Below are 24,799 nucleotides of genomic sequence, written 5' to 3' on the forward strand. Positions count from 1 at the left end.
ACCTGCGGGTCGGGTTGGTGCATCTTCGGGTGGTGTGGACGATCGGAGTTCGGGTACCGTTAAGTGACTGTTCCTCACCTATCCACAAAAGTGAGAATACATCGTTTTCTCAGCTTCGCGTCACCCGCTTTTGGGGGTGAAAATTCCTCAACTTCGGTCGGCGAACATCCTTTCGGGTCACATGTCGGTCGTCGCGCCTAAGCTGGCGGCATGTGCGGCAGGTTCGCGATGGACGACAAGGTCAACGCCGAGATCACGGAATTCGTGGAGGCGACCGGTCGCCGGCCCGAGGAGTGGACGGCGAACTGGGAGGCCGACTACAACATCGCGCCGACCGACGACATCCCCGTCCTCATCGATTCCCCGAAGACTCGGGAGCTGCGGTTCGAGCGCGCACACTGGTCGCTCGTGCCGTCCTGGTCCGACACCCTGAAGCTCAAGTTCCCGACGTTCAACGCCCGGGCGGAGGAGATCGCCGAGAAGTCGACGTGGAAGAAGCCGGTGCAGTCGCACCGCGCGATCGTCCTGGCGCGCGGCTACTACGAGTGGCAGGGGCCGAAGGGCAGCAAGACTCCGTTCTTCATCCGCTACCCGGAAGGCCGTCTGATGGGCTTCGCGGGGCTGTACTCCTGGTGGCGCGACCACAGCAAGGCCGACGACGACCCCGACCGCTGGGTGCTGACGGCCACGATCCTCACGTCGGACGCCGTGCAGACGCTCGCCGACATCCACGACCGCAACCCCGTCATCCTCCCCGAGGAGATGTGGCAGCACTGGATCGACCCGTCGATCGTCGGCGACCAGGCGCTCGTCGACGAAGCGGTCCGTGCGGGGGTCGCCGAGGCGGAGACGCTGCACTTCGACCAGGTCGCGCCGTTCAAGACGTCCGACGACGGGCCGCAGCTCATCCAGCCGGTCGACGCGGCCTAGGTCGATGGAGGAGATGCGGGCGATGGGGGAACTGCGGGCGGTGGAGGCGGGCTGGCTCCCGGGCCGGCCGGACGACGGCTCCGATCAGTGCGTCCACGGCACGGTGTCGTTGACGGTCGGGGACCAGACGCTCGTGGACCCGTCCGATGGCGAGTTCACGCTGTCGGCCGCGGGGCTGTATCTGCTGCGCACCCTCGGCGATGATCACCGTGCCGGAGATGCTCTCACCGACGGGAACTTCCTCTTCCCCTGCTGTGGACACACCGTGTTCGAGAGCGCCGGCCGCTGCATCGTCCTCGGCTGCCCCTCCGGTGTGGACGTGTCGGTGACGACGGCCGGCGAGACGGTCACCCTCGCCCGCGAGGGCCGCACGGCCGCACTGACCCGTTCGCGCTGGCGTGAGGCGGTCCTCGCGTTCGTGGGGCAGGTGGAGGCGGTGTACTCCCGCTCCGTGCCCCGGGCCGCGCCTTCGGACGCCGCGGATGCCGCCGGGTGGAGGCTGTTCTGGGAGGAGTGGCACGCGCGCGTTCGCGCTGCCGCGGAGGAGGACGGCGGAGCGGGCGCTACCGGGTCAGCTCGATGATCGCGCTCCGGTGCGTCTCGATCCGGCGTCCGGTCTCTGCGAAGCCGAGCGACTCCAATTCGCCCAGCCCCCAGGTGTCTTCGACGCCTTCGATGTCCACCTCGATCAGCCACACCCGTTCGACGCCGTCGAACCGGCCGCGCTTCGCCGCCTGGTCGACCGAGTAGGCGCGGTCCGCCCACCAGGTGTTGCGGTCGTACGGCACGTGGAGCGTCAGATCCTTGAGGCCGCGGAAGCCGTCGGGGTAGGTGCGCATCGCCAGGCGGGGCCGCTGGGACGGCTTGGCCGACTCGTCGAACACGACGGCGTCGCCCGGCCCCGCGTTCGCGGCCATCGCCGCACTGACCTCCGCCCAGTCGCTGTCGTTCTTGGCGTACGGCCCGCGCTGGAGGGCGTAGACCGGCGCGCACAACACCGCAAAGGCGATCGTGGCGCCCGCCGTCACCGCGACCGTCCGCCGCGCATCCCGCCCGAGCATCCGGCCGAGCACGAGGATGCCCTCGGCCACCAGGAGCGCGGCCGCGGGTGCGGCGAAGGTGGAGTAGCGCCCGGTGTACATCGGGAACGCCAGGTTCACGAGCAGCATCGCGCCGGTCGGCAGGAAGAGCCAGGTCGCGCCGACGAGTCGGGTCGACACAGCGCGGGGTCCGGGCGGGAGCGGGAGCGCGGCGCCGGAGGTGCGTAACCGCCACGCGCGCCAGGCGGGCCACAGGGCGAGCCCGATGAGCGGCCACGCGGCCACCGCGACCCACGGCATCCCGAACCAGAGGAAGAAGTACCAGGAGGACGCCTCCTCCGGCGCACCGCTGAGGTAGGCGATCTGCCCGCGCTCGAGGTACGCGACGACCGCCAGCGGTGCGACGGAGAGCAAGGCCGCGCCGGCGGAGACGGCCCACCTCCGCAGCGTGGCCCGGGGGGCGCGGGCGAACAGCAGGATGGCGGCGTGCGCCACGAGGAGTGTCACCGAATAGAGGAAGAGGTACGCCGCGGCCGCCGTTGCGACCGCGTACAGCAGCCACGCGAGCCGTCGCGCGCCGGGCGCGAGCCGTCGGCCGCCGCCGTCGACCAGCCACACCAGCAGGAAGGTGAGCCAGGCGGCTGCCGCGGCCGCGAACGCGTACGAACGCGCCTCTTCGCCGGCGTAGGTGAGCCGCGGGAGCACGCAGGCGACGACGCCGGCGACCACCGCGGCCCGTGCTCCGCCCCGGCGCCCGGCGAGCAGCGTCACCGCCGCAACCGCGGCGCCGACCGCGAGCGCGCTCGGCAACCGCAGGGCGAACGCGCTCTCGCCGGCCAACCGGATCCAGCCGTGCATGAAGAGGTAGTAGACGCCGTGCACCGCATCTACGTGCAGCAGCATCCCGAACAGGCTCCCGAGCGGGCGTTTCGCCGAGAGCAGGGTGGCCGCTTCGTCGCCCCACAGCGACGGCACCCAGCTGAACGCGGCGCACAGGATGGTCGCGACGAGGCCCGCGGCGACCGCGATCGTCCACGGCCGGACCGCGCGCAGCGGCTGGCCGGCGCGGAGATCCGGTTCGACGAGGACGGTCATATCTACAGCTTCTAATCGCCGGACGAGTACCCCGCCCAGATAAGCAGACAACGCTGGGCGAACCCCGGGCGAGCACTTCGGAAACTCATAGCCGGCCCCTCCCGGATACGTGCAGTACCGGACCCCGGGCGTTCCAGCAGCTCACGCCGGGCGCCCGGGGTCCGCCCCACACACGCCGGGAAACGTCGGACGCCTCGGGGGCGCCGCCAGCACATCCAGCGTGCTCGCTGAAGACGCTAGGCCCTCCGGGAACGGGTGGGCAGGGGATGACGGGGGTGGGATGCGGTGGTAATCGCTCTGTTCAGCGCCGACCGTTGTCGACGTCGTCCCGCCGGTTCTGGAGGAAGTCTTCGCGTTCGCGGGTGTGCTGTGCCGACAACTCGTCGAGTTCTTCTTCGAAGCCGGCGATCACGCGCGCGGCTTCTCGCACGTTCTCTTCGAATCCGTCGGAGACCCGTTGGAACTCCTCACGGAACCCCGGATCGTGGACGACGCCCTGCTGGGTGGCGAGGTTGTAGAAGTCTTCCTGCATGCGGTTCATCTGCATGCGGTAGTTCGTCACGTAGTCCTCGGCCTGTTGTACCCGCTCCCGGGCTGTGCGGATCGCGTCGTCGTGTGCCTGCTCGAGCTCGCCGAGCGTCCTGTGGTCGGTCATGCGATGCTGTTCACTCCGTGGGCGTAGTCGAGCTCGGAGGTGATCCGGCCGACACCTTCTTCGACCTTCTTGGCGACGAGTCCTGCCAGCGCGGCGTTGCTGACCGTCACGCCCGCGGCGCGCCCGGCGAGCTCCACCGTGCTCGCTTCGACCCCGACCCAGCCGGCAGCCCGGATGGCGGTGTACCTCCCGTGGACCATGAGCGGCAGGACCGCGTTCAGCAGGCGCACGGCGGCATCGTTGACGAGCGCGTCGATGCCGCCCTGGATGCCTTCCACGACGTCCTGGATGCCGCTCGCCAGCCCTCCGATCAGGTCGCCGAGGTTCGCGCCGGCGAGATCGGCGCTGTTCCAATCCATTTGGTACATCACGTCTTCCTTTCCGGGGGCCTAGTGCCCGAAGTAGCTCCGTGCCCACTGGGCGTCTTGTGCGTACGCGTTCTCGACGGCAGACCCGATGCCGGCCGCCAGTTGGCCCAGCAGGGTGAGGTGGTCGTCCACCCGCTGGTTCGCGGTGTCGACGGCGTGCTCGTCGATGTTGTTCTGCACCTGCAGCCGGTGGGTGGCGACACAGTTCTCGATGTCGCTCTCTCGGAGGAACGGGATCATCGCCACGGCGTCCTTCGCCTCGCGCAGACCGACCTCCATCTGAGCGGCGAGGCCGAGGTTCAGCGCTTTGATGTTGTTGAGCGGAGCCTGCATGTGGATGAACTCGGAGGCGAGGGCTGTGGCGGCGAGCGTGTCGACGAGCACCATCACTCCGGAGACCGCCATGCCATGGACCCCACCGATGTACGGATCTCGGAGCAGGCTCATGGTTCCGGCCATCGCCAGCGCTAGGGGGTGACGGAGATCCACGGGTAAGGCGAACAGCACGTTCTCGCTGATCTCGACGAAGTCTCGTCCCGAAACACCGGCGCCGATCACCTCACCGGACGTCGCGTCGAAGGAGAACCCGGTGGAGATGTTGTGGTAGTCGGGGAACCCGAGCCCTTTGATGCTCTTGACGTAGATTGCGGAGCCCGTGCCGTTGGCGATGGAGTTCCCGACCACGTCCCATTCGTTGATGAAATTACGGAGAGGGTTCTTGCCTTCGGCGATCTTCTTCAGAACCCAGGCCTTCGCCTGCGGCGACAGATGGTCCCAGGGGTCCGGGCCGTTGAACGTCGTGGACGACAAGTGCAGCTCGGCCGCCACAAACAGCGCCAGATACCCGCCGAGCGAATGTCCCACGGTCTCGAAGGTGGCTTCGGGATGCGCTTTGCCGAGCTGTGCGCGTACCTTCTGGGCATATTCGATCGCCTGCGTGGCCTGCGTACCCGACGCGATCTGACCACCGATCACCAGCTGAGCATCCGCGCCGATGTCGGCGCGATGACCCGGGTTGGTCCCGGCGTAGGAGATGTACACCTGCGAGTAGTCCGGCTTGCCGTTCACCACGGGAACCACGGTCATCGCCTGAAACCCGGTGACCGGGTCGCTCACCGGCGGCGGCGGGACAACCTCGAATTCCCTCTCAGGTCTGGCCGGAGGGCTGAAGCGCTTACCTGTGGCATAGGGCGAGTCTGTCCACAAGGGGTCTGCGCGGTAAGCCGCCTCCGCGATCGCAGCCGAATCTTCCGCCGTCGTCACTCGAGCACCTCCGATGTGCCGTCGCTGTAGGTGATGGGGACTGGAGAGGGTGTTGCGTGCGGGTCCGGGGGTGGCAGCGGATCCCCTCCCACCAGAGTCAGTCCCAGATCCTCTCGGTAATCTTTGCCCGCGATTGTGACGGTCGCGTACGCCGACCATGAACCCGCTCCGTTGAAGCTGCCTTCTTGGGTGTACCTGATGCGTTCCGTTTCGGGTCGGCCACTGATGAACAGGAGCGCTGCCTTCTTCTGATTCGCGAGGTTGGTCGCGGTCGAAGCCTGCTGGTTCATTACACTTCCTCCGAATATCGAGCATGACGTCAATGCGAAAACGACTGCTACGGCCACACTCACGCTCAAGAACAGGCGCGAGCGCCGACTCTTGGTACTCGTTTGCCCTGAAGCGAATGGCGGGTTGGTCCATAGGAGATCCGCGTTGTATGCCGCGTCCGCGATGGCAGCTGACCTTTCCGGCGTTGTCATCCCAAGACCTCCGAAGAGCCGTCGCTGTAGGTGACAGGGACCGGCGAGGGCGTCGACTCGGGGTCCGGAGCGGGGAGCGGGTCGCCTCCTACCATCTGTAGCCCGAGGTCTTCTTGATAGTTGTTGCCCGCTATGGTGACGATCGCATAGGCCGACCAGTAGCCCGCACCAGAAAAGCCGCCCTCTTCGGTGAATTCAATCCGTTGCGTCTCGGGTCGGTGACTGATGAATTTGAGCGCCGCCTCCTTCTGATTCGCAAGGTTCGTCGCTGTCGAAGCCTGCTGGTTCATTGCACTTCCTCCAAATAACGAGCACGACGTCAATGCGAAAACGACTGCTACGGCCACACTCACGCTCGTGAGTAGGCGCCTGCGTTGATCGTTTCGAGGTGGATTCTTCCTTCGGATATGAGTTCTCAAGGTCACACCTTCTCGAAAAGCGCTTGTCTTCGTAGCTGAGTCACCGGGCCCCCGCTCCCTTGTCGTATGTCAGCACTCCGCTTGTGACTTCATCGGCGGTCACCGCAATACCTCCGCGCTTCCGTCGCTATATGTGATGGCAACGGAGGCCGACGTCCCTGATCGCTTCACCGTCGGCATTGGTTCGCCGCCGTACGACCACTTCTCGAGCCCGAGGATTTCCTGGTATTCCAGGCAGTCGATCGTCACGACCGCGTTGACCGCCCACGAACCGCCGCCGCCGACCGCACCGTCCTGGGTGAACGTGATCGCTTCCACCCCCGGGTGAGTGGCGAGCAGTGCCAGGGCGACCGTCCCCTGGTTCGCGAGATTCGTCGCTCTTGTCGCCTCTCGAGTCGTTGCGCTTTCTCCGAATATCGAGCACGACGTCAACGCAAGAACGATCGCCGCAGTGAGACCCCGGCTCATCAAGAGTCGGGGGCGTTGACTGTTGCGGGGTGAACGTCGCGCCCCCACGGCCATAGTCGTCGCCTGGTAACTGGTCACAGAACGACCTCGGATGTGTCATCGCTGTAGTTGACGGTCACGTCTGTCGGAGCGGGAGCATCCGGATCGAACCGCGGCAGTGGATTCGACGAGGATGCGCGACGGTCGGGGCCGAGGATGGCGTCGTAGGTTCTGCCGTCGATTGTCACGATCGCGTTGGCCGCCCAAAATCCAGCACCGCCGACACTGCCCTCTTGGGTGAACGTGATCGACTCGACGGCGGGGTTGGGATAGTCGCTCAGGAAGGTGAGAGCCGCCTGCTTCTGATTCGCTCGCCCGTTTGCCTGCCCTTTCGCGCCCTCGTAGGACAACGAGCAAGCCGTCAGGAGGAGCCCGACGGCAACAAGACTGAGAGCGCCCGGCAGCCGCGCGCGCGACACTCTGAGCAGCGCAAGCCGACCGCCCGCGGCCGGGCGCCTCCGCTCGCGGCCGCTCTTCGATCCAGTGCGGCTGTGTACGGCAAGCATTCTGCCGCCTTCCATGAGTGACTCGTGTTCCTTGTCACGATATCTCAGGCGAAATTTCGCCGCTCATGGATGGCCGCAATTAGTGCATCACACCTCCCCGCGCCGCGCTCCCGCCCACAGGTCGACGCCGGCGTCGGTGGCGTGCTCGTCGATCTCCGCGAGCTCCTCCGGCGAGAACTCCAGGTTGCCCAGGGCCGCGACGTTCTGCTCCAGCTGGTCGACGCTGCTGGCGCCGATGACGAGAGAGGTCACGCGGTCGTCGCGCAGAGCCCAGGCGAGCGCCAGCTGCGCGAGGGTCTGCCCGCGCCGCTCCGCGATCCCGTTGAGCGCGCGCAGGCGTGCGACGGCGTCGTCGGTGAGCCAGTCGGAGTCGAAGGAGGTGCCCGCACTCGCCCGCGAACCCTCCGGGATGCCGTTCAGGTACTTACCGGTCAGCATGCCTTGCGCAAGCGCGGTGAAGCCGATGACGCCGACACCCAGCTCGCCGACGGTGTCGAGCAGCCCCTCGGTCTCGATCCAGCGGTTCAGCATCGAGTACGACGGCTGGTGGATGAGCAGGGGAGTGCCGAGGTCGCGCAGGATCTCGGCGGCGCGGCGGGTCTCCTCCGGTCCGTACGACGAGATGCCGACGTAGAGGGCCTTGCCGGACCGGACGGCGGTGTCCAGCGCCTGCATCGTCTCCTCCAGCGGCGTGGACGGGTCGGGCCGGTGCGAGTAGAAGATGTCGACGTAGTCGAGGCCGAGACGCTGCAGCGACTGGTCGAGGCTGGCCAGCATGTACTTGCGGCTTCCGCCGCCCTGGCCGTACGGGCCGGGCCACATGTCCCACCCGGCCTTGCTCGACACCACGATCTCGTCGCGGTACGGCCGGAGGTCCTCCGAGAGGATGCGGCCGAAGTTGATCTCGGCCGCGCCGTATGGCGGGCCGTAGTTGTTGGCCAGGTCGAAGTGGGTGATGCCCAGGTCGAAGGCGCGGCGGACGATGGCGCGCTGGGTCTCGAAGGGGCGGTCGTCGCCGAAGTTGTGCCACAGCCCGAGCGACAGAGCGGGCAGGTCGAGTCCGCTGCGCCCGGTGCGGCGGTAGATCATGTCGTCATAGCGGGAGGGGTTCGCAACGTAGGCCATGCATCCAGATTCGCGGACGCGGACCGTCGCTGTCCAACATCCCCTGCAGATCGGATCCATCGGCCGCGCTGCTCGATCAGGAGGGTGTCAACCCCTTGCCGCCCGGGATGGGTGCGGCGCTGGCTGGTGGCATGACCGATGAACTGACCCCCAGCGATGACGCGACCGCCGACGCGACCGCCCCCGGCCAGCCGCAGGGCGCCCCGGCGCCCACCGACACCCCGGTGCACGACCAGCCCACGGCGGCAGGCCGGGCACCTGCCGGCGGCGCACTGGACGGCGAGAACGAGCTCCCCGCCGACGACGAGACCGCCGGCACCCTCCAGAACGACGCCCTCCTCGACGAAGAACAGCCCTGACCCGGCCCGCGCGCCACACAAACGGAAGCGGCGGCCGCGCCGGAGGGCACGGCCGCCGCTTCGCGGTCGGGAGACGGGATCAGGTCCGGCTCGCACCTCGTCTGAGCCACCCGACGATCGCGGTGATGACGAAGAACACCAGTCCGAGGATCGCCAGCCAGAGCAGGCCCTTGATGGCGAACCCGAGGATGGCGAGCACCGCCCAGATCACCAGCAGAATAATGATGAGAGCTATCATGCCTTCATCTGACTCCGGTCCGGGCGTCTCGTCAACGTCGCCGGGCGGGCCTTGCGGCGCGGCCCGGTTCGTGGCAAGACGCGCGAGGATCGGCCGTCACCGCACCGGCAGCTTGGTGTCGTCCTGGTGGTACAGGAACTCCTCCAGCGGGTACGGCTTGTGCTCGATAGCCGCGGCGATCGCCAGCTGAGCGACCACCGTCTCGACGATCGCGCGCTCGAACACCCCGAGGCCCGCGGGCAGCGGGACGACGGTGAGGTTCGCGTGCCCGGCGGCCGGGATCGTCGCGGGATCGGCCGCCGTCACCAACACGACGGGCACGCCGGCATCGAGAACCGACGACGGGATGCTCGCCTCCCGGCCGTCGCCGAAGATCACGAGGGCGTCGTCGTCCGACAGCACCTCCATCGGCCCGTGCAGGTACTGGAACGTCTCGAAGGCGGCGCTCGGCGTGCGGAGCCCCTCCCGGACCATCAGCGACAGCTCGGCGGCGGCGGTCAGCGACGCACCGCGCCCCACGACGTCGATGGTCTTCGCCGTGGCGAGCACGCGCCCGATCGTCGCGGCCGCCTCGGCGTAGTCACGCAGCACGTCAGCCACCCGGCCCGGGATGCGGTCAGCCTCGGCCGCGCCCTCGTACACCCCGACATGGTCGAGGAGCAGGGCGTAGGCCAGGATGGTCGCCGTGAAGCCGCTGGTGTACACCGGCGAGTCGGGGAACCCGCCCAGGCCGAGAACCGCATCCACCTCGTCTCTGATCGGCTGGGCGGGGAAGTTGCTGATGCCGATCCGCGTCCCGGCGGGGAGCTTCCGCGCGGCCGCCAGGGGCTCAGGGCTGCGGCCCGACTCGGAGACGACGATGTTGTGGTCGGCGCGCACCACGGCGAGCCCGTCGGCGAGGTCGGAGGCGACGACGCCGGACGCCGGGTGCCCGGCGCCCGCGAGGGCGGCGACGAGCGCGTGAGACGAGTTGAGCGACGCGCCCATGGCGACGACGGCGACGCTGTCGCCCGCCTCCCAGCGGGGGAGGCCGGCGCTCGCGAGGTCGCGCAGGACGGTCTCCCGCGCGCGGCCGAGGTTCTCGGGCTGAGCGCGCATGGCGTCGACGAACGAGGCTGTGGGTTCCATGGAAGTCCTTCTGTCGGTGGTCGGAGGGATCGGGTCGCTGGGGTGGCGAGGCGGTTCAGCCCTTGACGGCGCCGGCGGCCATGCCGCTGACGACGTATCGCTGGAAGATGAGGGCGACGACGATGGGCGGCAACGCCGCGAGGATGCCGCCCGCCGCGACCAGCCCGAAGTCGGTCGTGTAGCGGCCGGCGAACTCGCTGATGGCCACCGGCAGGGTCTTCGCCGCGTTCGACGAGGTGAAGATCAGCGCATACATGAACTCGTCCCAGGCCAGCAGGAACGCGAACATGATGGCCGCGAAGATGCCCGGTCGGGCGGCCGGAAGCACCACACGGAACAGGGCGCCCAACCGGGAGGCGCCGTCGATGCGCGCCGCCTCCTCCAGCTCCTCCGGAATGGTCAGGAAGTAGTTGCTGAGGATCCAGAGCACGAACGGCACCACCAGCGAGCAGTCCACGATGATGAGCCCGATCACCGAGTCCAGCAGCCCGAGCGAGTTCAGGATGAGGTACAGCGGGATCAGCAGCGCGATCTGCGGCAGCATGTACGTCGCCAGGAACAGGATGAGCACCGCCTGCCGGAAGCGGAACCGCAGCCGGGCGAACGCGTACGCGCCCAGGATCCCGACGATCATCGACACGGCGACCGTGCCGACGGCGACGATCGTCGTGTTCGCCAGCGCCGCCCGGAAGGTCGCGCCGACGCTCTCGGCGCCGCCGCGGAAGATCAGCTCGTACCGGCTCCAGTCGAGCGTGTCCGGGATCCACTGCAGTGGGGTGGAGATGAGGATGCGCTGCGGCGTGACGCTGGCGATCACCATCCACCCGAAGGGCAGCAGGATCACCACGGCGACGACCAGTGCGGCCAGGTGGATGAGGATCGAGTTGCGGGTCGCGCGTTTCACAGCAGGCTCATCTCGGATCGGCGCAGCATGCGCAGGTAGACGAAGGTCAGCACCAGGATGACCAGCACGATGATGTACGAGAGCGCCGCTCCGACGCCGAAGTTCTGGTCCGAGAACGCCGTCGTGTAGGCGTAGTAGGCGACGGTCTGCGTACCGTTCACCGGGCCGCCGCGCGTCATCGCGTAGATGATGTCGAAGACCTTGAACGCCTCCACCGTGCGCAGCACCAGCACGATCGAGATGGAGGGCACGAGCATCGGGAGCACGATCGTGCGGAAGATGCGCGGCCAGCTGGCGCGGTCCATCTTCGCCGCCTCGTACAGCTCGTTCGGGATGGACGTCAACCCGGCGAGCAGGAAGAACGCCACCAGCGGGGTCGTCTTCCAGACGTCCGCGACGATCACCATGTTGAGGGCGAGCGTCGGGTCGCCGAGCCAGGCCTGGTACTGGTCGATGATCCCGAGCTGCGTGAGGGCCGCATTGAGCGCGCCGTACTGCGCGTTGAAGATGCCCTTCCACATCGCCGCGTTGACGATGGTGGGGATCGCCCAGGGGATGATCACCACGGCCCGAAAGAGCCACCGCGCCCGCAGCTTGGCGTTGAGGAGGCCGGCGACGATGAGGCCGAGGACGAGCTCCAGCGCCGTGGAGACGAGGGTGAAGTACAGCGTCCGCCCCATCGCCGCCCAGAAGCCGGGAGCGGTGAGGACGTCGATGTAGTTCTGCAGACCGACGAACGGGGTGTCGGTCGCCAGGGCCGAGTTCACCTCGAAGAACGAGATGAGGAGCGTGCGGAGGATCGGGTAGACGATCACCCCGAACACCGCGACCGCGGCCGGCAGCAGCAACCAGAAGGCGAGCCGCCCCTGGTTGTCGCGCCTGCGGCGGTCGCGGCGCCCGCGCGTGGTGGGCGCGCGCCGTTCCGTCTCGACTCCGGCGACCGACACGCCGCTCATCCGAGGGTCTCGTTCGCGGACTTCACCGCGTCGTCGAGGGCCTGCTGCGGCGACTTCTTGCCGAGCAGTGCGTTCTGCAGCTCGACCTGGATCGCCTGGGAGACGGTGTTGTAGTTCGGCACCGGCGGGCGCAGGATCATCGAGTCGTAGGCCTTTCCGGCGGCCGCGAAGACCTCCGGGTTGGTCTTGGTGATGTCCGGCTTGGTGTAGCTCGACTTCCAGTTCGTCATCGAGCTCTTGACGTACTTGTCCTGCACGGCCTCGCTGGTCATGTACTCGATGAACTTCCACGCGGCGAGCTGGTGCTTCGACTTCGCACCGATCGCCAGCGCCATGGAGCCGTTCACGCCCGGGTTGTCGCCGTTCGGGCCCGCGGGCGGCGGGGTGACGGCGATCTGGCCGACGACCTTCGAGATCGACGGGTCGTTCTGGTCGCGGAAGGTGGACTCCCAGTTGAGTTCCATGGCGGTCTTGCCCGCGGCCATGGACTTGTCGGTGTCGTCCTCGAGGAACGTGGTCGACGCCGGGTCGGTGAGCCCCTCATCCAGCGACTTCTTCATGAACTCGAGCGCCTGAACGCCCGCGCCCTTGTTGATGGAGAGCTTGCCGCTGGAGTCGGTGAACTGACCGCCGTAGGCGCCGAGCAGTTCGGCGTAGTCGCAGACGAGCGCCTCGGCCTGCGACCAGCTCCAGGCGATCGGGTACTGGACGACGCCCGCATCCTTCAGCTTCTTCGCCACGGCGAGGACGCCGTCCCACGTCTTAACGTCGTCCGCGGTCGCGCCGACCTTCGCGAGCATGTCCTTGTTGTAGAAGAACAGCTTGGTCGACGGACCCCACGGGACGCCGTAGTACTTGCCCTTGTACTCGGCGCTGGAGAGCGCGCCGCCGAGCATGTCGCTCTTCCACGAGTCGGGGAACCGCTTCGTGACGTCGGTGATGATGTTCTTGGAGGCGAACTCCGCCGGCCAGATCACGTCCAGGTGCACGACGTCGTAGGTGCCGGCGGGCGCAGAGGTGACGATCTTGTCGTGGAGCGCCTCGTACGCCACGAAGGTCGGCTTGACCGTGATCTTGGGGTTCTTCTCCTCGAACGCCTTGATCATCGCGTTGACGTCGGACTCCGAATAGCCGGCCTGCTTCATGAACAGTGCGTTGATCGTGCCGGTGCCGTCGCCTTCGCCTCCCGACGAGGTCCCGGCGCCCGTCACGCTGCACGCGCTCAGGGCGAGCGCCGCTGTCGCCGCGAGCGCGAGGCCCGCGAGCGTGCGGTGACGCCCGGTGGATGTGATTCTCATGACTTCCTCCGTGATGGTGTGGGTGGTGCCAAGGGGGCGACGGGGGCCGCCTCCGTGAGCCGCCGGGCGAGCGCGAGCGCGCCGCGCACCGGAGGGACATCCAGCAGGTGGATGGAGTGGGTGAGCCCGCGGGCGCGCAGGCGCTCGCCGAGGGCGTCGAAGAGCCGGGGCTGATGGCTGACCACGCCGCCCGCGCAGACGACATCGGTGCCGGCGGCGCCGCGGCGGTGGACCAGCTCGACGCTGCGGGCGAGCTCGTCGGCGGCCGCGTCGATGACGCGCGCCGCCCGGATGCTGCCGGCGTCGGCCGCGGCGAAGACCAGGGGAGCGGCCGCACCCCAGACGGTGACGCGCGGGTGGACGGTCAGCGCGTTGGAGAGGCCGACGATCTCCTCCACGCCGAAGTGTGCGTAGAGGGCGTCGGCCAGGGCGTCGCGCGGCTCTCCCTCGTCGACGGCCTCGAACAGGGAGCGGACGGCGTCGCGCACCAGCGCGGGCGCGCTGCCCGGGTCGTTGAGGATGTAGCCGTAGCCTCCCGCGCTCACCAGAGTCCCGTCGGCTCGGCGGCCGACGACCTTGCTGCCGGTGCCCGCGATGACGGCGATGGCCTCGTCGTATCCGGCGGCGGGGCCGACCAGCTCGACGTCGTTGACCGCGAGAGCGGGGCCGTCGTGGAGCGCGGCGAGCGTCTCGGAGAAGGCCAGGGTCTGGCCCTCGCTGTCGAGCCCGTGCGCGCCGACCACCAGGGGAGCGGAGGCGGCGCCGGATACGTCGTCGAGGAGTGCGAGGAGTCCACGCACGTTCTGCTCCGAGTGGAGGTCGCCGCCGTGCTGCCAGTCGGCGGTCTGCACCGACCGGTCGAGGAGCACGGCGCCGGCGTCGTCCTCGACGCACACGTGCGTCTTGGTGCCGCCGATGTCGATTCCGACGATCACGTCTGCTCCTCTGCGTCGCTGTAGGGATCACTCTTCTTTCCTATCGGAGTGAGAAGAAGTTGACGCCAAACCTAAGCGACGCTGCGCGCCCCCGTCAATACCCGCACCCCCCGCGTGCCCAGGTCAGGTTCGAGATTTGGCGCAAATCGTGGTTATGAGGGCGGCATAACCGAGATTTGGCGCAAATCTCGGCGGCGGGGAGGGGGAGGGTCAGAAGGCGAGGTAGGCGAAGCCGTTGACCTCGGCGGCGGCGAGCTCGGCCGCTCCCAGCAGCACCGCATCCTCTCGGTGGGTGGCCGGCTCGATGCGCGGAACCCGGATGATGCGGCCGCGCAGCCGCTCCTGGATGCCCGGGATGACCGTGTCGGAGCTGCCGACGAAACTGCTCCCCACCACCACCAGCTCCGGGTCGAGCACGATCACGAGGGCCGCCACCGCGATGGCCACCATGTCGAGGATCTCGTCCGCGAGCTCCTGCGCGTCGGCGTTGCCGTCGCGGGCCAGCTCGAACACGTCCTCGGCCGTCAGTGACCCGCCGTCCGGAATGGGGATGCCGCGCTCGCGTGCCCGCTGGGTGAGCGCGAGCGATCCGATGCGATCCTCCAGGTCGCCGCGCGCGTCGTACGAGCGCCCGAGCGAGGACCGCTCCATCAGCAGGTAGCCGATCTCGCCCGCCTCCGCGCGGGCGCCGCGGTGCAGTTCGCCGTTCGCCACGATCCCGGCGCCGAGGCCGTTCTCGAGGAACAGCGCGACCAGGCTCGAAAGGCCGCGACCCGCACCGGTGTGGAGTTCGCCGAAGGCCAGCGCGTTCGCGTCGTTCTCCACCACGACCGGCAGGTTCGTCCTCTGTCGGAGGAGCGTGCCGAACGGAACGCCCGTCCAGCCGAACTCCGGCATCGTGCCGACGACGCCATCCGGCTGTTGCACGACCCCCGGCACGGCGATCCCGACGGCGAGGCAGGGCGTGCCCATCGAGTCGGCCGTCGCGATCAGGTCGTCGAACAGCCGGAACACCTTGCGCAGCTGGCGCTCCTGGTCGGTCGCGCGTTCGGGCGATTCCGCGTCGGCCCGCGCGGGGTCGCCCGCTTGCCGTGCGCCCAGCGGAACCGAGCGCCGGAACACGATCTTGCCGTCGAAGTCCACGAGGATGCCGGTCACCGTCTCCGCGCGGAGCTGGATCGCGGCGACGAGCCGGGAACTCCCGGCGTATCGCAGGAGCACCGACGGCCGGCCGCCGGTCGACGGCTCCTGGCCGGCGGCGACGACGAGCCCGTCCTCGATGAGGGACGCCGTCAGCCGGTTGATGGTCGCCGGGCTCAGGCCCGTCTTGGCGCCGAGCTGCTGCCGGGACAGCGCGCCGGACTCGCGGAGGGCTTCGATGATGGCCGTCTGGTTGACGCGGGCCAGCGTGCTGGTGGTCGCTGTCGCGCGCGTCCGTTTGGCCACCGGCGCCTCCTCATCCCCAGTCCGAGTCGCGGCCGCCCAGCGCGGCCAGACCAAACTTTACTATCGCAGTGGATGGATCTGGCTAGCGCGATGACCGCATCGGGCGCGTCCCGCTCGCGGTCAGCATCCGACGTGGCCGCGGAGCGAAATGCCGCCGCCCATCAGGCCCGCGTCCTGGAGTGCTTTCGAGATATGGTCCGACAGCACGCCTGAGAGCATCTCGGCTTCGCTCTCGCCGCGGTCCTTCTCGACCTGACGCTCCTCGGCTCCCAGTTCGTCCAGCGAAACGGGCTCCGCCTCCCAGTTCGTGGAGAGCAGGAGTTTCCGGGCCGCCGCGATGCGCTCGTCCGTCTGAGCGTCCGCGGTCGCCTCGTCGCGCTCGACCGCGACCTGCACGCAGCCGGGCGCGGTGCTGCCGTCGCTGAGCAGGAACGTGCGGTGCACGTCGAGGTCGTACGTAATCGCCGGTGCGCTTCGGGCCGGGCTCGGCGTCGGTGGAGCGATCGAGGTGGCAGCGACGGACCGCCGGTCGAGATCGGCGCATCCGGCGAGCGCTGTCGCAATCCCGAGTGCGGTTGCGATCGTCACGGCTATCGCCGCACATCCCCGCTGTCGTCGGTACATCCGTCTCCCCCCTTCGGCCCCGTCGGGCCGTTCCCCGCGGGTCAGCATAGCGCTGGGCCGCTCGCTCTTCGGCCTCAGGCGTCGGCGCCGAATCCGCGCGCGAGGACATCGAACAGCGCGCCTACCCGTGCCCGCTGGGCCGCGGCGACGTCGTCGGCCGGTTCGCCCGCGATCAGCCGCTGAGCGGCATCGACGAGGAGCACCGCATAGCCTCCGACGAACATCGCGGCGAACAGGGCTGCGTCGCCGTCGAAAGCGGGATCCGCCTCGAGTTCGGTTGCGAGCCCCTGCTGCAATTCGCCGGCGAGCTCGCGGGCGCGGGCGACCAGTGCGGGGGAGCCGCCGACAGTGCGGAAGAACGGAACGGAGCGCGCGTCGAGGCCGGAGAGGGGATGACGCTCGTCGAGCAGCCGCAGTGTCGCCCCCCTCAGCGAGGCCAGCACGCCGGTGCCGTCCGCGCGGTCCCGGACCGCGATGCGCAGGAGGTCTTCGGCGTCGGCCGAGCGGTCGAGGTAGAGGTCCTCCTTGCGGGGGAAGTGCTTGAACACGGTCACGCTGGACACGCCGGCCTCGCGGGCGACGTCGGCCACGGTCACGGCGTCGAAGCCGCGTTCGGCGAAGAGCCCGGAGGCGATTGCGGCGATGCGGGCACGCGTCTGCGGGCCGCCGCGCTCGCTGGTTCTGGGCATGCGGGCGCCGTCCTTCCACGATTAGCTTGTGTCACTAAGTTTAGTCGCATAACCTAGTGACATGTCCTCTGAGCAGACCGCTCCCATTGTCCCCGAGCCGCCCGTCCGTGTCGGCCGCCACGCTCCGCGCTCCTTCCGCGATGCGTGGATGGCTCTCACCGGCCTGTCCGCCGTGTTCCTCTTCGAGATGCTCGACAACTCGATCCTCAACGTCGCACTGCCCACCATCGGCCGCGATCTCCACGCCTCGACCGCCGGTCTCCAGTGGGTGACAGGCGCGTACGCGGTCGTGTTCGGCGGCTCGATGCTCGCCTTCGGCGCCATCGCCGACCGGTACGGCCGCCGCCGGGTCATGCTCATCGGCCTCGTCCTGCTCGGCCTCGCCAGTCTCGCGACCGCGTTCGTCTCGACGACGGAAGAGCTGATCGCCGTGCGCGTCGGCATGGGAATCGCCGCCGCGATGACGACACCCGGCTCGATGGCGCTCGCGTTCCGGCTGTTCGCGGCGGACGACCTCCGCGTCAAGGCGATGACCGTCATCTCGACGGTCGGGCTCGTCGGACTCGCGATCGGACCGACGGCCGGCGGCTTCGTGCTCGCCATCGCGCCCTGGCAGGTGCTCCTGCTGGTGAACGTTCCCATCGCTGCGCTGGCAATCGTGGGCGTCCGGCTCGGCATCCCCGCTGACGACCCCGGCGGGCTGCATCGGGACCCCATCGACCTGGCGGGTGCGGCGCTGGGCACCGCCGCCATCGTGCTCGCGCTGATCGCCCCGACGCTGTTCGTGGAGCAGGGCATCGACGCGTGGATGCCCTGGCTGGTGACGGCCGCGGCCGTCGGCGCAGGGGTCCTCTTCGTCGTGCGGCAGCGGACCGCCCGCCATCCGCTCCTCGAGCTGTCGCTCATCGCGCATCCCCTCGTCTCCAGCGGTCTGGCGTTCAAGGCCGCCGCCGCGATCGCCACGGCGGGGCTGGGATACCTCGTCACGCTGCAGCTACAGTTCGACTGGGGGTGGCCTCCCGCGCTCGCGGCGCTCGGGATGCTGCCGCAGGTCGTCGTCCTGCTCGCGGGAGGGGCGGTCATCACCCCGTTCGTACGCCGGGTGGGGATGGAGCGGGCGGCCTGGATGAGCGCGACCGCCGTCGTCGCGGGCCTCGCCGTGTACGCCGTGCTCGGCAGCTTCGGATACGGCTGGATCGCCGTGGCCCTGGTGCTGGTCGCGGCGGGCATCCGGGTCGTCGGCGTCGTCGCAGGCACCAACGTCCTCCGCGGCCTCCCCGAGAGCCGGACCACCATCGGCGCGGCGCTCACCGACACCGCGTCCGAAGTCGCCTCAGGCGTCGGGCTCGCCGTCGCGGGGACGGTGCTCGCGGGACTCTTCGCGGGGAGCATCGCGACGGCGGGATGGACGGTGCAGCAGACGGCGGAGTTCCGCGAGGCCGTCACGGTCGCGGGGCTGGCGCTCACGGTGGGGGCGGGTGCGCTCGTGGTCTGGGGATTCTTGCGCGCACGGGGCGGCGCGGCAATGCCCGAGGCGCACGCCGCATCCTGACCCCGCCGCATCCTGACCCCGCCGCATCCTGACACCACCGCATCCTGACACCGCCGATCCTGACCACCGCCGCGGTGCCGCGCTGCGTCCCGCGAATACGGGCCACTCGTATTGGGGCGCGCAACACGGCGCAGGGGAGGTCTACCGTGGGCGGCATGTTCCGGTTCCCTCGTGAAGCGACGCGCCGGCGGCGGCCAGACCCCGCCGTCGGCTCGTTGCTCGCGGGCGCGATGGCGGGCGGCATCCGTGACATCTACGGTCACACCGTCACGTACGTCCCGGAGGACCTGGTCTATGTCGAGCGGCTGTTCACCGACCTGCGCACCGACGACGGCTTCGTCGGCGACGAGTTCACCCTGCAGAGCCTGGGCTGCCTGATCGGCGAGATCCTGGTGCGGACCGACGGTGGCCGATGGAGTAGCGCAGCGCCGCGGCGCGGAGTGCCGGAGGACGCCGGGCTCGCGGTGGTGCTCCCGAACGGGCGGACGGTGAACCCCATCCGCGCCGCCTACGACCGCGCCGACCACGGATCCGACTCGTCCGTCATCCGCTTCCGTCAGGTCGCCCTCGCCTCCTGACGTCCGCGCGATACTGCCTAGCCGACCCGCGCCGGCCGCGCTCATACTGGCGCCGTGACTCCAGCGCACCGACTTCGCCCCGCCACCGGACGCGCCATAAGCGCACGCGCCATCGCAGGCGCCTCGGCGCTCCTGCTGGCGCTCGCCGCTCTGGCCGGCTGCGCCCCGTCGAGCGCCTCCGACTACACCGGAACCTGGACCTCCGACCATCCGGCCGGCACCAGTCTCGACCTGAAGGACGGCGGCCAGCTCAGCGGCAACGACGGCTGCAACTCGCTGACCGGCACCTGGACCGAATCGAAGGGATCGATCACCTTCGGCGCGCTGGCCGCGACGAAGATGGCGTGCGCCGACGTGGATCCGTGGCTGTCGAAGGCTGCGAGCGCGCGCTCCGACGGCGACACCCTGAACGTCTACGACGAGGCCGGGACGCAGATCGGCGTGCTCGACCGCAAGTGATCCTCCGGGGTCATCCCTCGACGTGGATGCGCAGCCGCCCCAGCGCCGCATCCCACCGCGCCGATGCCTGCTGCAGCAACTCGCCGGCCGACGCGAGCGCGACCGGGTCGACCCGCCAGAGCCGTTCCCGGCCGCGGCGCTCACTCTGCACCAGCCCTGCAGCGTCCAGCACCGCGAGGTGCTTCTCGACCGCCTGCCGGGTCACCGGGCGTTCGGCCGCGAGCCGCGCCGCCGTCCTCGGGCCCGTCTCGCCGAGGGCGAGCACCAACCCCAGCCGGGTGGGGTCGCCGAGGGCGGCGAACACCGGCGCTGCCGCGTCGAGCGTCGCGATCACGCGCGTCCCAGGGGGGTGCGTTCGAGATATGCGCTGAGCAGCCGGGTCTGCGCCTCCCAGCCGCCGTCGTTGCTCTCGCGCGTCTGATCGCGGACGTCCTCGGACAGTGCCCCGAATCCGTCCTCCGTGATGGTGACGCGGACGCCGTCGCCCTCGGTCGCCAGGCGGAACTCGACGGTCGTCAGCACGTCGGAGCCCGGCGCCGGCTGCCAGCGGAACGCGAACCGCGTCGGCGGCTCGATCGCGATGACCTCGGCCGCGATCGGGGATCCGCGGTGCGGCTCCTGTGCGGCGGCGACCTCGGCGTCGACCGTTGTCGGGACGATCCGTCCGGTCGTCGTCCGGCCGACCTCGAACGGCCCGTCGAACTCCGCGCCGAACCACGCCCCGAACTCCCGGGAGTCGACGATGGCCGCCCACACCCGCTCCTGCGTCGCCCGCACCACGATGCTGCGCTCCACATCCACCATAATAAGCAACCTCCCGGTTGCCTTTCTACCACACCACCCCCACGCGCCCACACCCCCCACCGTCGAGTCCGCAAACTTTGCACGCTCGCCCGGCGCGGCGCGTGCAAAGTTTGCGGACTCGACGGTGGGGGGAGAGGGGTGGGCGACGGAGAGAGGTGCCGAGTAGGGTGTGGCCGAGGGAGGAGACCGCGTGCGGGTGACGTCCTGGCTCCGACGCCACGATCCGGGCTTGAGCGCGCTGCGGCGCGCGGCGCGCGCGGCCATCGCGGTGCCCCTGCTGTTCCTGCTCGGCAGCCGGGTCATCGGCAACCCCGAGGTCGCGCTGTTCGGCGCGTTCGGCGCGTTCGCCATGCTGCTCTTCGTCGACTTCGGCGGCCCGCTGCGCGAGCGGGTGCAGGCGCACGCAGCGCTCGCCGTCACGGGAGCGGTGCTCGTCTGCCTGGGAACGCTCGCCTCCTCGCCGATCTGGCTGTCCGCGCTCGCGATGGCCGTGGTCGCCCTCGTCGTGCTGTTCGCCGGTTCGGTGAGCTCCGTCATCGCGTCGGCCGGCACCTCCCTTCTCCTCTCCTTCGTGCTGCCCGTCACCCTGCCGGGGACGGTGGCCGACATCGGCCCGCGGCTGCTCGGCTGGGGCATCGCCGCGGCCGTCGGCCTCGTCGCGATCACCCTCCTCTGGCCGGCGCCCGCACGCGAGCCGCTGCGCCTCCCCGCCGTCGAGGCGTCCCGCGCGCTCGCCGCCCGCATCCGGGCCGAGCTCCCCGCGATGGGGGATGCCGCCGAGATCGCCGCCCTGCGCGAGCGGACCGCTGCGGCGGGAGAGGCCGCGGTCAGCGCACTGCAGAGCGTCTTCCTGGCCACCCCGTACCGCCCGACCGGGCTGAGCGCGCCGGCGCGGACGGTCGTCCGCCTGGTCGACGAGCTGAACTGGCTGAATGCGGTGATCGGCCAGATGGTCCGCCACCGTGCCGCGCCACACGACGAGGGGGATGCCGTCGGCCCGCGCTCGGCGACGGCCGCGGCAGCGCGACTGGGGGCGGCCGCAGCCGACGTGCTCGAAGAGGGCGCCCTCGTCCTCGCCCAGCATGCCGCGGATCCCGCAGCACTGGAGTCGGCACTCGACCGTCTCGCGGTCGAGCGGGCCGCCGTGGAGCAGACGACGCTCGCCGTCTCCCCGATGGGGCGGACCGCCGCCTCCGACGAGCAGGCCGAACGGTTCGTGGCCGCCCTCGACCCCGGCTTCCGCGCGCAGGAGCTCGCGTACGCCGTCGAGACCGTGGCGGGCAACATCGCCCTGACAGCACGGGCGGAGCGGCGCACCTGGTGGCAGCGGATGCTGGGTCGCCAGCCCGGTGATCTGAACGGTCCGCTGGCGGCGGCGACGGAGCGGGCGACCGGGTTCGTCGGCTGGAACTCGGTGTGGCTGCGCAACAGCATCCGCGGTGCGATCGGGCTCGGCCTCGCCGTCCTGCTCGCCAAGGCGACGGGCGTGCAGCACTCGTTCTGGGTGGTGCTCGGAACGATGTCCGTGCTGCGCTCCAGCGCCCTGAACACCGGGCAGACCGCCCTCCGCGGCGTGCTCGGCACGGTCGTCGGCGTCATCATCGGTGCGGCCGCCCTCTTCGTCATCGGCGACAACCCCGTCGCGCTCTGGCTGGTGCTCCCGGTCGCGATTCTCGTCGCGGGCGTCGCCCCTGCGGCGATCTCGTTCGCCGCAGGTCAGGCCGCGTTCACGGTCGTCCTCGTCCTGCTGTTCAACGTCATCGCGCCGACGGGATGGACGGTCGGTCTCATCCGGATCGAGGACATCGCCCTCGGCTGTGCCGTCAGCCTCGTCGTCGGCGCACTGTTCTGGCCGCGCGGCGCCTCCGCGTCACTGCGCACGGCGGTCGGGGATGCGTACCTGGCGGGCATCGACTACCTCCGTGCCGCCGTCGAGTTCGGGCTGGCGCGCTGCGACCCGGCGACACCGCGCGGCGCCGAGCCGCGCCAGCAGTCCCTGCGCGCCGCTGCGGCATCCCGTCGGCTGGACGATGCCTTCCGCACCTACCTGACGGAGCGCGGTGCCAAGCAGCGCCCGCTCGCAGAGGTGTCGGCGACGGTCACGGGCGTCGCCGGCATCCGGCTCGCCGCCGACGCCATCCTGGAGTTGTGGCGCGGTCAGGCGTCCGACGCGGCGGCCGCTCCCAGCGCGGCCGCCGCTCACACGACCCTCGACGGGCAGGTCGACCGCTTGGAGGAGTGGTACCGCGCCCTGGCCTCCGCCCTCACCGCACGCGCCGACCTGCCGACGCCGGCGCCCGCGGATCCCGCCGCCGACCGCTCCCTCGCCTCGTCGGTGCTCGGCGAGCTCGACCATTCGACCGCCGGGGCCGCGACGGCCGTCCGCATCATCTGGACGGCCGACTACCTGGAGGTCGTCCGCCGCCTGGAGCGCGCCATCGTCGAGCCCGCAGTCGCGCCGGTTCCGTCGACGGGCGAGCGCGGTCGGGTCTAGCCGCGGGCCGGTGCGCCGTTGCATCATCTCCGCGAGACCACCGCGACGAGGGGATGCAGCATGCAGCAGAACGATCCGGCTCCGTCCATCCGAGAGGCCCACCGGGCAGCGAGCGCAGCGCTCCCGTTCTCCGACGACGCGGACTTCGCGGCGGCCGAGCGCGGCTTCCTCGGCACCCTGGACGACCCGGCCATCCGCGACGCGTCCGGCGCGGTCGTCTGGGACACCTCCACCTTCGGCTTCCTCGACGGGGATGCGCCGCTCACGGTTCACCCGAGCCTGTGGCGCCAGGGGAAGCTCGTGCTGAAGAACGGCCTGTTCGAGGTGACGGAAGGTCTGTACCAGGTGCGCGGGCTGGACCTGTCCGTGATGTCGTTCATCGAGGGGGACTCCGGCGTCATCGTCGTCGATCCGCTTCTCACGAAGGAGACCGGAGCAGCCGCCCTCGGACTCTACCGGCGGCACCGCGGCGACCGCCCGATCGTCGCGGTGATCTTCACGCACAGCCACCTGGACCACTTCGGCGGCGTGCTCGGCATCGTCAGCGCGGAGGAGGTGGATGACGGCCGCGTCGAGATCGTCGCCCCGGCCGGGTTCATCGAGCACTCCATCTCGGAGAACGTCTACGCGGGAACGGCGATGGCGCGGAGGGCCGGCTACATGTACGGCGCCGCGCTCGACCGCGGCCCCTCCGGTCAGGTCGGCGCAGGCCTCGGCCTGACCCTGTCGACGGGTGAGACGACCCTGCTCGTGCCCACGATCGACGTCGCCGAGACCGGCGAGAGGCTCACCTTCGACGGGGTGGAGTTCGAGTTCCAGCTGGCCCCGAACACCGAGGCTCCGGCGGAGATGCACTTCTTCATCCCGCGCTACGACGCGCTGTGCATGGCCGAGAACGCGACCCACAACCTCCACAACCTGCTGACCCTCCGAGGTGCCCTCGTGCGCGACCCGCACGTGTGGTCGGAGTACCTCACCGAGGCGATCGAACGCTACGGCGACCGCGCCGACGTGCTGTTCACCTCCCACCACTGGCCCACCTGGGGGCGGGAGGAGCTGGTCGCCTTCCTGCGCGTCCAGCGCGATCTGTACGGGTACCTGCACGACCAGACGTTGCGGCTGCTGAACAGGGGGCTGACCGGCACGGAGATCGCGGAGGAGCTGACGCTGCCGCCCGCCTTGGAGCGAGAGTGGAGCACGCGCGGCTACTACGGGTCCGTCTCGCACAACGTCAAGGCGATCGCGCAGCGCTACCTCGGCTGGTTCGACGGCAATCCGGCGCGGCTCTGGCCGCATCCACCACAGGCGCTCGCCGAGCGGTACGTGACGGCACTCGGCGGCGTCGACCGCGTCGTCGAGCTGGCACAGGCGGCCTACGACGATGGCGACTTTCGCTGGGCGGCCACTTTGCTCGACCACGCCGTGTTCGCCGATCCGAACAGTTCGGCCGCGAAGTCCCTCTATGCCGACACTCTGGAGCAGCTCGCCTACGGCTCGGAGAACGCCACCTGGCGCAACTTCTTCCTCTCAGGAGCGACCGAACTGCGGGAGGGCAACTTCGGAACCCCGACCGCCGCGAACGCCCCGGCCGTGCTCGCCGAGCTGACCCCCGAGCAGATCTTCGACTCGATCGCCGTCACCGTCGACGGACCGCGTGCGTGGGATCTGGACCTGTCACTGGAGGTCGTCTTCAGCGACCTCGGCCGCACCTTCCATCTGACGCTGACGAACGGCGTGCTCATCCATGTCGAACGCCGGGCGCCGGGCGACGTGCCGCTGCGTCTGACGATCACCAAGCCGGACTTTTTGGCGCTGCTGGGCGGGAATCGGTCGCCGTCGAGCATGTCGCTGGAGGGCGATGCCGGGGTGCTGCAGCAGCTGACGGCCGTGTTGCAGCCCGGGGACCCCGACTTCCACATCGTCCTGCCGTAGAACCAGCGCGCGT

Annotated in this window: 28 protein-coding genes; 8 read left to right on the top strand and 20 right to left on the bottom strand. The window is 69.7% G+C overall.

The window, feature by feature from the left end; translation table 11 throughout:
- Positions 1–210 precede the first annotated feature (210 nt).
- Together AXZ95_RS13960 and AXZ95_RS13965 are read left to right on the top strand one after the other, a co-directional pair.
- Positions 211–930 carry an SOS response-associated peptidase gene (locus tag AXZ95_RS13960; protein WP_081626621.1) on the top strand — a complete coding sequence of 240 codons (720 nt, stop codon included), beginning with the start codon at positions 211–213 and terminating at the stop codon, positions 928–930.
- Positions 931–952: 22 nt separating this feature from the next.
- A complete protein-coding gene (locus AXZ95_RS13965; protein WP_018192186.1) occupies positions 953–1,513 on the top strand; it encodes a hypothetical protein in 561 nt (186 codons plus the stop codon).
- Here AXZ95_RS13965 and AXZ95_RS13970 read toward each other — a convergent pair.
- The 9 genes from AXZ95_RS13970 to mgrA all read right to left on the bottom strand — a co-directional run bounded on the left by AXZ95_RS13970 (position 1,494) and on the right by mgrA (position 8,390).
- On the bottom strand, positions 1,494–3,065 hold the full coding sequence (locus AXZ95_RS13970) for a glycosyltransferase family 39 protein (RefSeq protein WP_018192185.1): 1,572 nt from the start codon (positions 3,063–3,065) through the stop codon (positions 1,494–1,496). The genes AXZ95_RS13965 and AXZ95_RS13970 overlap by 20 nt on opposite strands.
- A gap of 301 nt (positions 3,066–3,366) precedes the next feature.
- Positions 3,367–3,720, bottom strand: a complete 354-nt coding sequence (locus AXZ95_RS13975; RefSeq protein WP_018192184.1) for a hypothetical protein — start codon at positions 3,718–3,720, stop codon at positions 3,367–3,369.
- Complete coding sequence (locus tag AXZ95_RS13980) at positions 3,717–4,088, bottom strand: hypothetical protein (protein WP_026307294.1); 372 nt, start codon at positions 4,086–4,088, stop codon at positions 3,717–3,719. The genes AXZ95_RS13975 and AXZ95_RS13980 overlap by 4 nt, the downstream gene beginning before the upstream one ends.
- Before the next feature lie 21 nt (positions 4,089–4,109).
- Positions 4,110–5,351 carry a hypothetical protein gene (locus AXZ95_RS13985; protein WP_231374474.1) on the bottom strand — a complete coding sequence of 414 codons (1,242 nt, stop codon included), beginning with the start codon at positions 5,349–5,351 and terminating at the stop codon, positions 4,110–4,112.
- Positions 5,348–5,641, bottom strand: a complete 294-nt coding sequence (locus AXZ95_RS13990; RefSeq protein ID WP_018192181.1) for a hypothetical protein — start codon at positions 5,639–5,641, stop codon at positions 5,348–5,350. Before AXZ95_RS13990 ends, AXZ95_RS13985 begins: the two co-directional genes overlap by 4 nt.
- Positions 5,642–5,829: 188 nt before the next feature.
- Positions 5,830–6,123, bottom strand: coding sequence for a hypothetical protein (locus tag AXZ95_RS13995; protein WP_018192180.1), 294 nt, complete (start codon positions 6,121–6,123; stop codon positions 5,830–5,832).
- Between the two features lie 228 nt (positions 6,124–6,351).
- The gene (locus AXZ95_RS14000) at positions 6,352–6,798 is read right to left on the bottom strand and encodes a hypothetical protein (protein ID WP_133638918.1); all 447 of its coding nucleotides are present in this window, start codon (positions 6,796–6,798) and stop codon (positions 6,352–6,354) included.
- Positions 6,795–7,265, bottom strand: coding sequence for a hypothetical protein (locus AXZ95_RS14005; protein WP_231374473.1), 471 nt, complete (start codon positions 7,263–7,265; stop codon positions 6,795–6,797). The genes AXZ95_RS14000 and AXZ95_RS14005 overlap by 4 nt, the downstream gene beginning before the upstream one ends.
- 87 nt (positions 7,266–7,352) lie before the next feature.
- On the bottom strand, positions 7,353–8,390 hold the full coding sequence (gene mgrA, locus AXZ95_RS14010) for an L-glyceraldehyde 3-phosphate reductase (protein ID WP_018192177.1): 1,038 nt from the start codon (positions 8,388–8,390) through the stop codon (positions 7,353–7,355).
- 131 nt (positions 8,391–8,521) lie between these two features.
- Between mgrA and AXZ95_RS14015 the strand changes: the two genes are divergently transcribed.
- Positions 8,522–8,749: a hypothetical protein gene (locus tag AXZ95_RS14015; protein ID WP_231374472.1), complete on the top strand. Its 228-nt coding sequence runs from the start codon at positions 8,522–8,524 to the stop codon at positions 8,747–8,749.
- 79 nt (positions 8,750–8,828) lie between these two features.
- On the opposite strand, the gene AXZ95_RS19640 is transcribed toward AXZ95_RS14015, so the two are convergent.
- The 9 genes from AXZ95_RS19640 to AXZ95_RS14055 form a co-directional block, all read right to left on the bottom strand.
- Positions 8,829–8,987 (bottom strand): hypothetical protein, encoded by a 159-nt coding sequence (locus AXZ95_RS19640; RefSeq protein WP_020076764.1) that lies wholly within the window; start codon positions 8,985–8,987, stop codon positions 8,829–8,831.
- 96 nt (positions 8,988–9,083) lie between these two features.
- On the bottom strand, positions 9,084–10,115 hold the full coding sequence (locus AXZ95_RS14020; protein WP_018192174.1) for an SIS domain-containing protein: 1,032 nt from the start codon (positions 10,113–10,115) through the stop codon (positions 9,084–9,086).
- Between the two features lie 55 nt (positions 10,116–10,170).
- Entirely contained in the window at positions 10,171–11,019 is an 849-nt protein-coding gene (locus tag AXZ95_RS14025; protein ID WP_018192173.1) for a carbohydrate ABC transporter permease, read from the bottom strand.
- The gene (locus AXZ95_RS14030) at positions 11,016–11,975 is read right to left on the bottom strand and encodes a sugar ABC transporter permease (protein ID WP_018192172.1); all 960 of its coding nucleotides are present in this window, start codon (positions 11,973–11,975) and stop codon (positions 11,016–11,018) included. The genes AXZ95_RS14025 and AXZ95_RS14030 overlap by 4 nt, the downstream gene beginning before the upstream one ends.
- The gene (locus tag AXZ95_RS14035; protein WP_018192171.1) at positions 11,972–13,273 is read right to left on the bottom strand and encodes an extracellular solute-binding protein; all 1,302 of its coding nucleotides are present in this window, start codon (positions 13,271–13,273) and stop codon (positions 11,972–11,974) included. The genes AXZ95_RS14030 and AXZ95_RS14035 overlap by 4 nt, the downstream gene beginning before the upstream one ends.
- Positions 13,270–14,208, bottom strand: coding sequence for a BadF/BadG/BcrA/BcrD ATPase family protein (locus tag AXZ95_RS14040; protein WP_018192170.1), 939 nt, complete (start codon positions 14,206–14,208; stop codon positions 13,270–13,272). Before AXZ95_RS14040 ends, AXZ95_RS14035 begins: the two co-directional genes overlap by 4 nt.
- A gap of 210 nt (positions 14,209–14,418) precedes the next feature.
- Positions 14,419–15,654 carry an ROK family transcriptional regulator gene (locus tag AXZ95_RS14045; RefSeq protein ID WP_018192169.1) on the bottom strand — a complete coding sequence of 412 codons (1,236 nt, stop codon included), beginning with the start codon at positions 15,652–15,654 and terminating at the stop codon, positions 14,419–14,421.
- Positions 15,655–15,774: 120 nt separating this feature from the next.
- Positions 15,775–16,242 (bottom strand): hypothetical protein, encoded by a 468-nt coding sequence (locus tag AXZ95_RS14050; RefSeq protein WP_018192168.1) that lies wholly within the window; start codon positions 16,240–16,242, stop codon positions 15,775–15,777.
- A 110-nt stretch (positions 16,243–16,352) separates the two neighbouring features.
- Entirely contained in the window at positions 16,353–16,967 is a 615-nt protein-coding gene (locus AXZ95_RS14055) for a TetR/AcrR family transcriptional regulator (RefSeq protein ID WP_018192167.1), read from the bottom strand.
- A gap of 61 nt (positions 16,968–17,028) precedes the next feature.
- Between AXZ95_RS14055 and AXZ95_RS14060 the strand changes: the two genes are divergently transcribed.
- The 3 genes from AXZ95_RS14060 to AXZ95_RS14070 all read left to right on the top strand — a co-directional run bounded on the left by AXZ95_RS14060 (position 17,029) and on the right by AXZ95_RS14070 (position 19,556).
- The gene (locus AXZ95_RS14060; RefSeq protein WP_231374471.1) at positions 17,029–18,519 is read left to right on the top strand and encodes an MFS transporter; all 1,491 of its coding nucleotides are present in this window, start codon (positions 17,029–17,031) and stop codon (positions 18,517–18,519) included.
- A gap of 155 nt (positions 18,520–18,674) precedes the next feature.
- The gene (locus tag AXZ95_RS14065; protein ID WP_231371245.1) at positions 18,675–19,097 is read left to right on the top strand and encodes a hypothetical protein; all 423 of its coding nucleotides are present in this window, start codon (positions 18,675–18,677) and stop codon (positions 19,095–19,097) included.
- A gap of 54 nt (positions 19,098–19,151) precedes the next feature.
- Complete coding sequence (locus AXZ95_RS14070) at positions 19,152–19,556, top strand: META domain-containing protein (RefSeq protein WP_018192164.1); 405 nt, start codon at positions 19,152–19,154, stop codon at positions 19,554–19,556.
- Positions 19,557–19,566: 10 nt separating this feature from the next.
- Here the strand turns inward: AXZ95_RS14070 and AXZ95_RS14075 are convergent, their stop codons facing one another.
- Positions 19,567–19,890, bottom strand: a complete 324-nt coding sequence (locus AXZ95_RS14075; RefSeq protein ID WP_018192163.1) for a metalloregulator ArsR/SmtB family transcription factor — start codon at positions 19,888–19,890, stop codon at positions 19,567–19,569.
- Positions 19,887–20,360, bottom strand: a complete 474-nt coding sequence (locus tag AXZ95_RS14080) for an SRPBCC domain-containing protein (RefSeq protein ID WP_018192162.1) — start codon at positions 20,358–20,360, stop codon at positions 19,887–19,889. Before AXZ95_RS14080 ends, AXZ95_RS14075 begins: the two co-directional genes overlap by 4 nt.
- Positions 20,361–20,589: 229 nt before the next feature.
- On the opposite strand from AXZ95_RS14080, the gene AXZ95_RS14085 reads away from it, so the two are divergent.
- Together AXZ95_RS14085 and AXZ95_RS14090 are read left to right on the top strand one after the other, a co-directional pair.
- Positions 20,590–22,854, top strand: a complete 2,265-nt coding sequence (locus AXZ95_RS14085) for an FUSC family protein (RefSeq protein WP_231374470.1) — start codon at positions 20,590–20,592, stop codon at positions 22,852–22,854.
- Positions 22,855–22,914: 60 nt separating this feature from the next.
- On the top strand, positions 22,915–24,786 hold the full coding sequence (locus AXZ95_RS14090) for an alkyl sulfatase dimerization domain-containing protein (protein WP_018192160.1): 1,872 nt from the start codon (positions 22,915–22,917) through the stop codon (positions 24,784–24,786).
- Positions 24,787–24,799 lie beyond the last annotated feature (13 nt).

Source organism: Leifsonia sp. 115AMFTsu3.1 (assembly GCF_004362795.1).
Classification (GTDB): Bacteria; Actinomycetota; Actinomycetes; order Actinomycetales; family Microbacteriaceae; genus Leifsonia.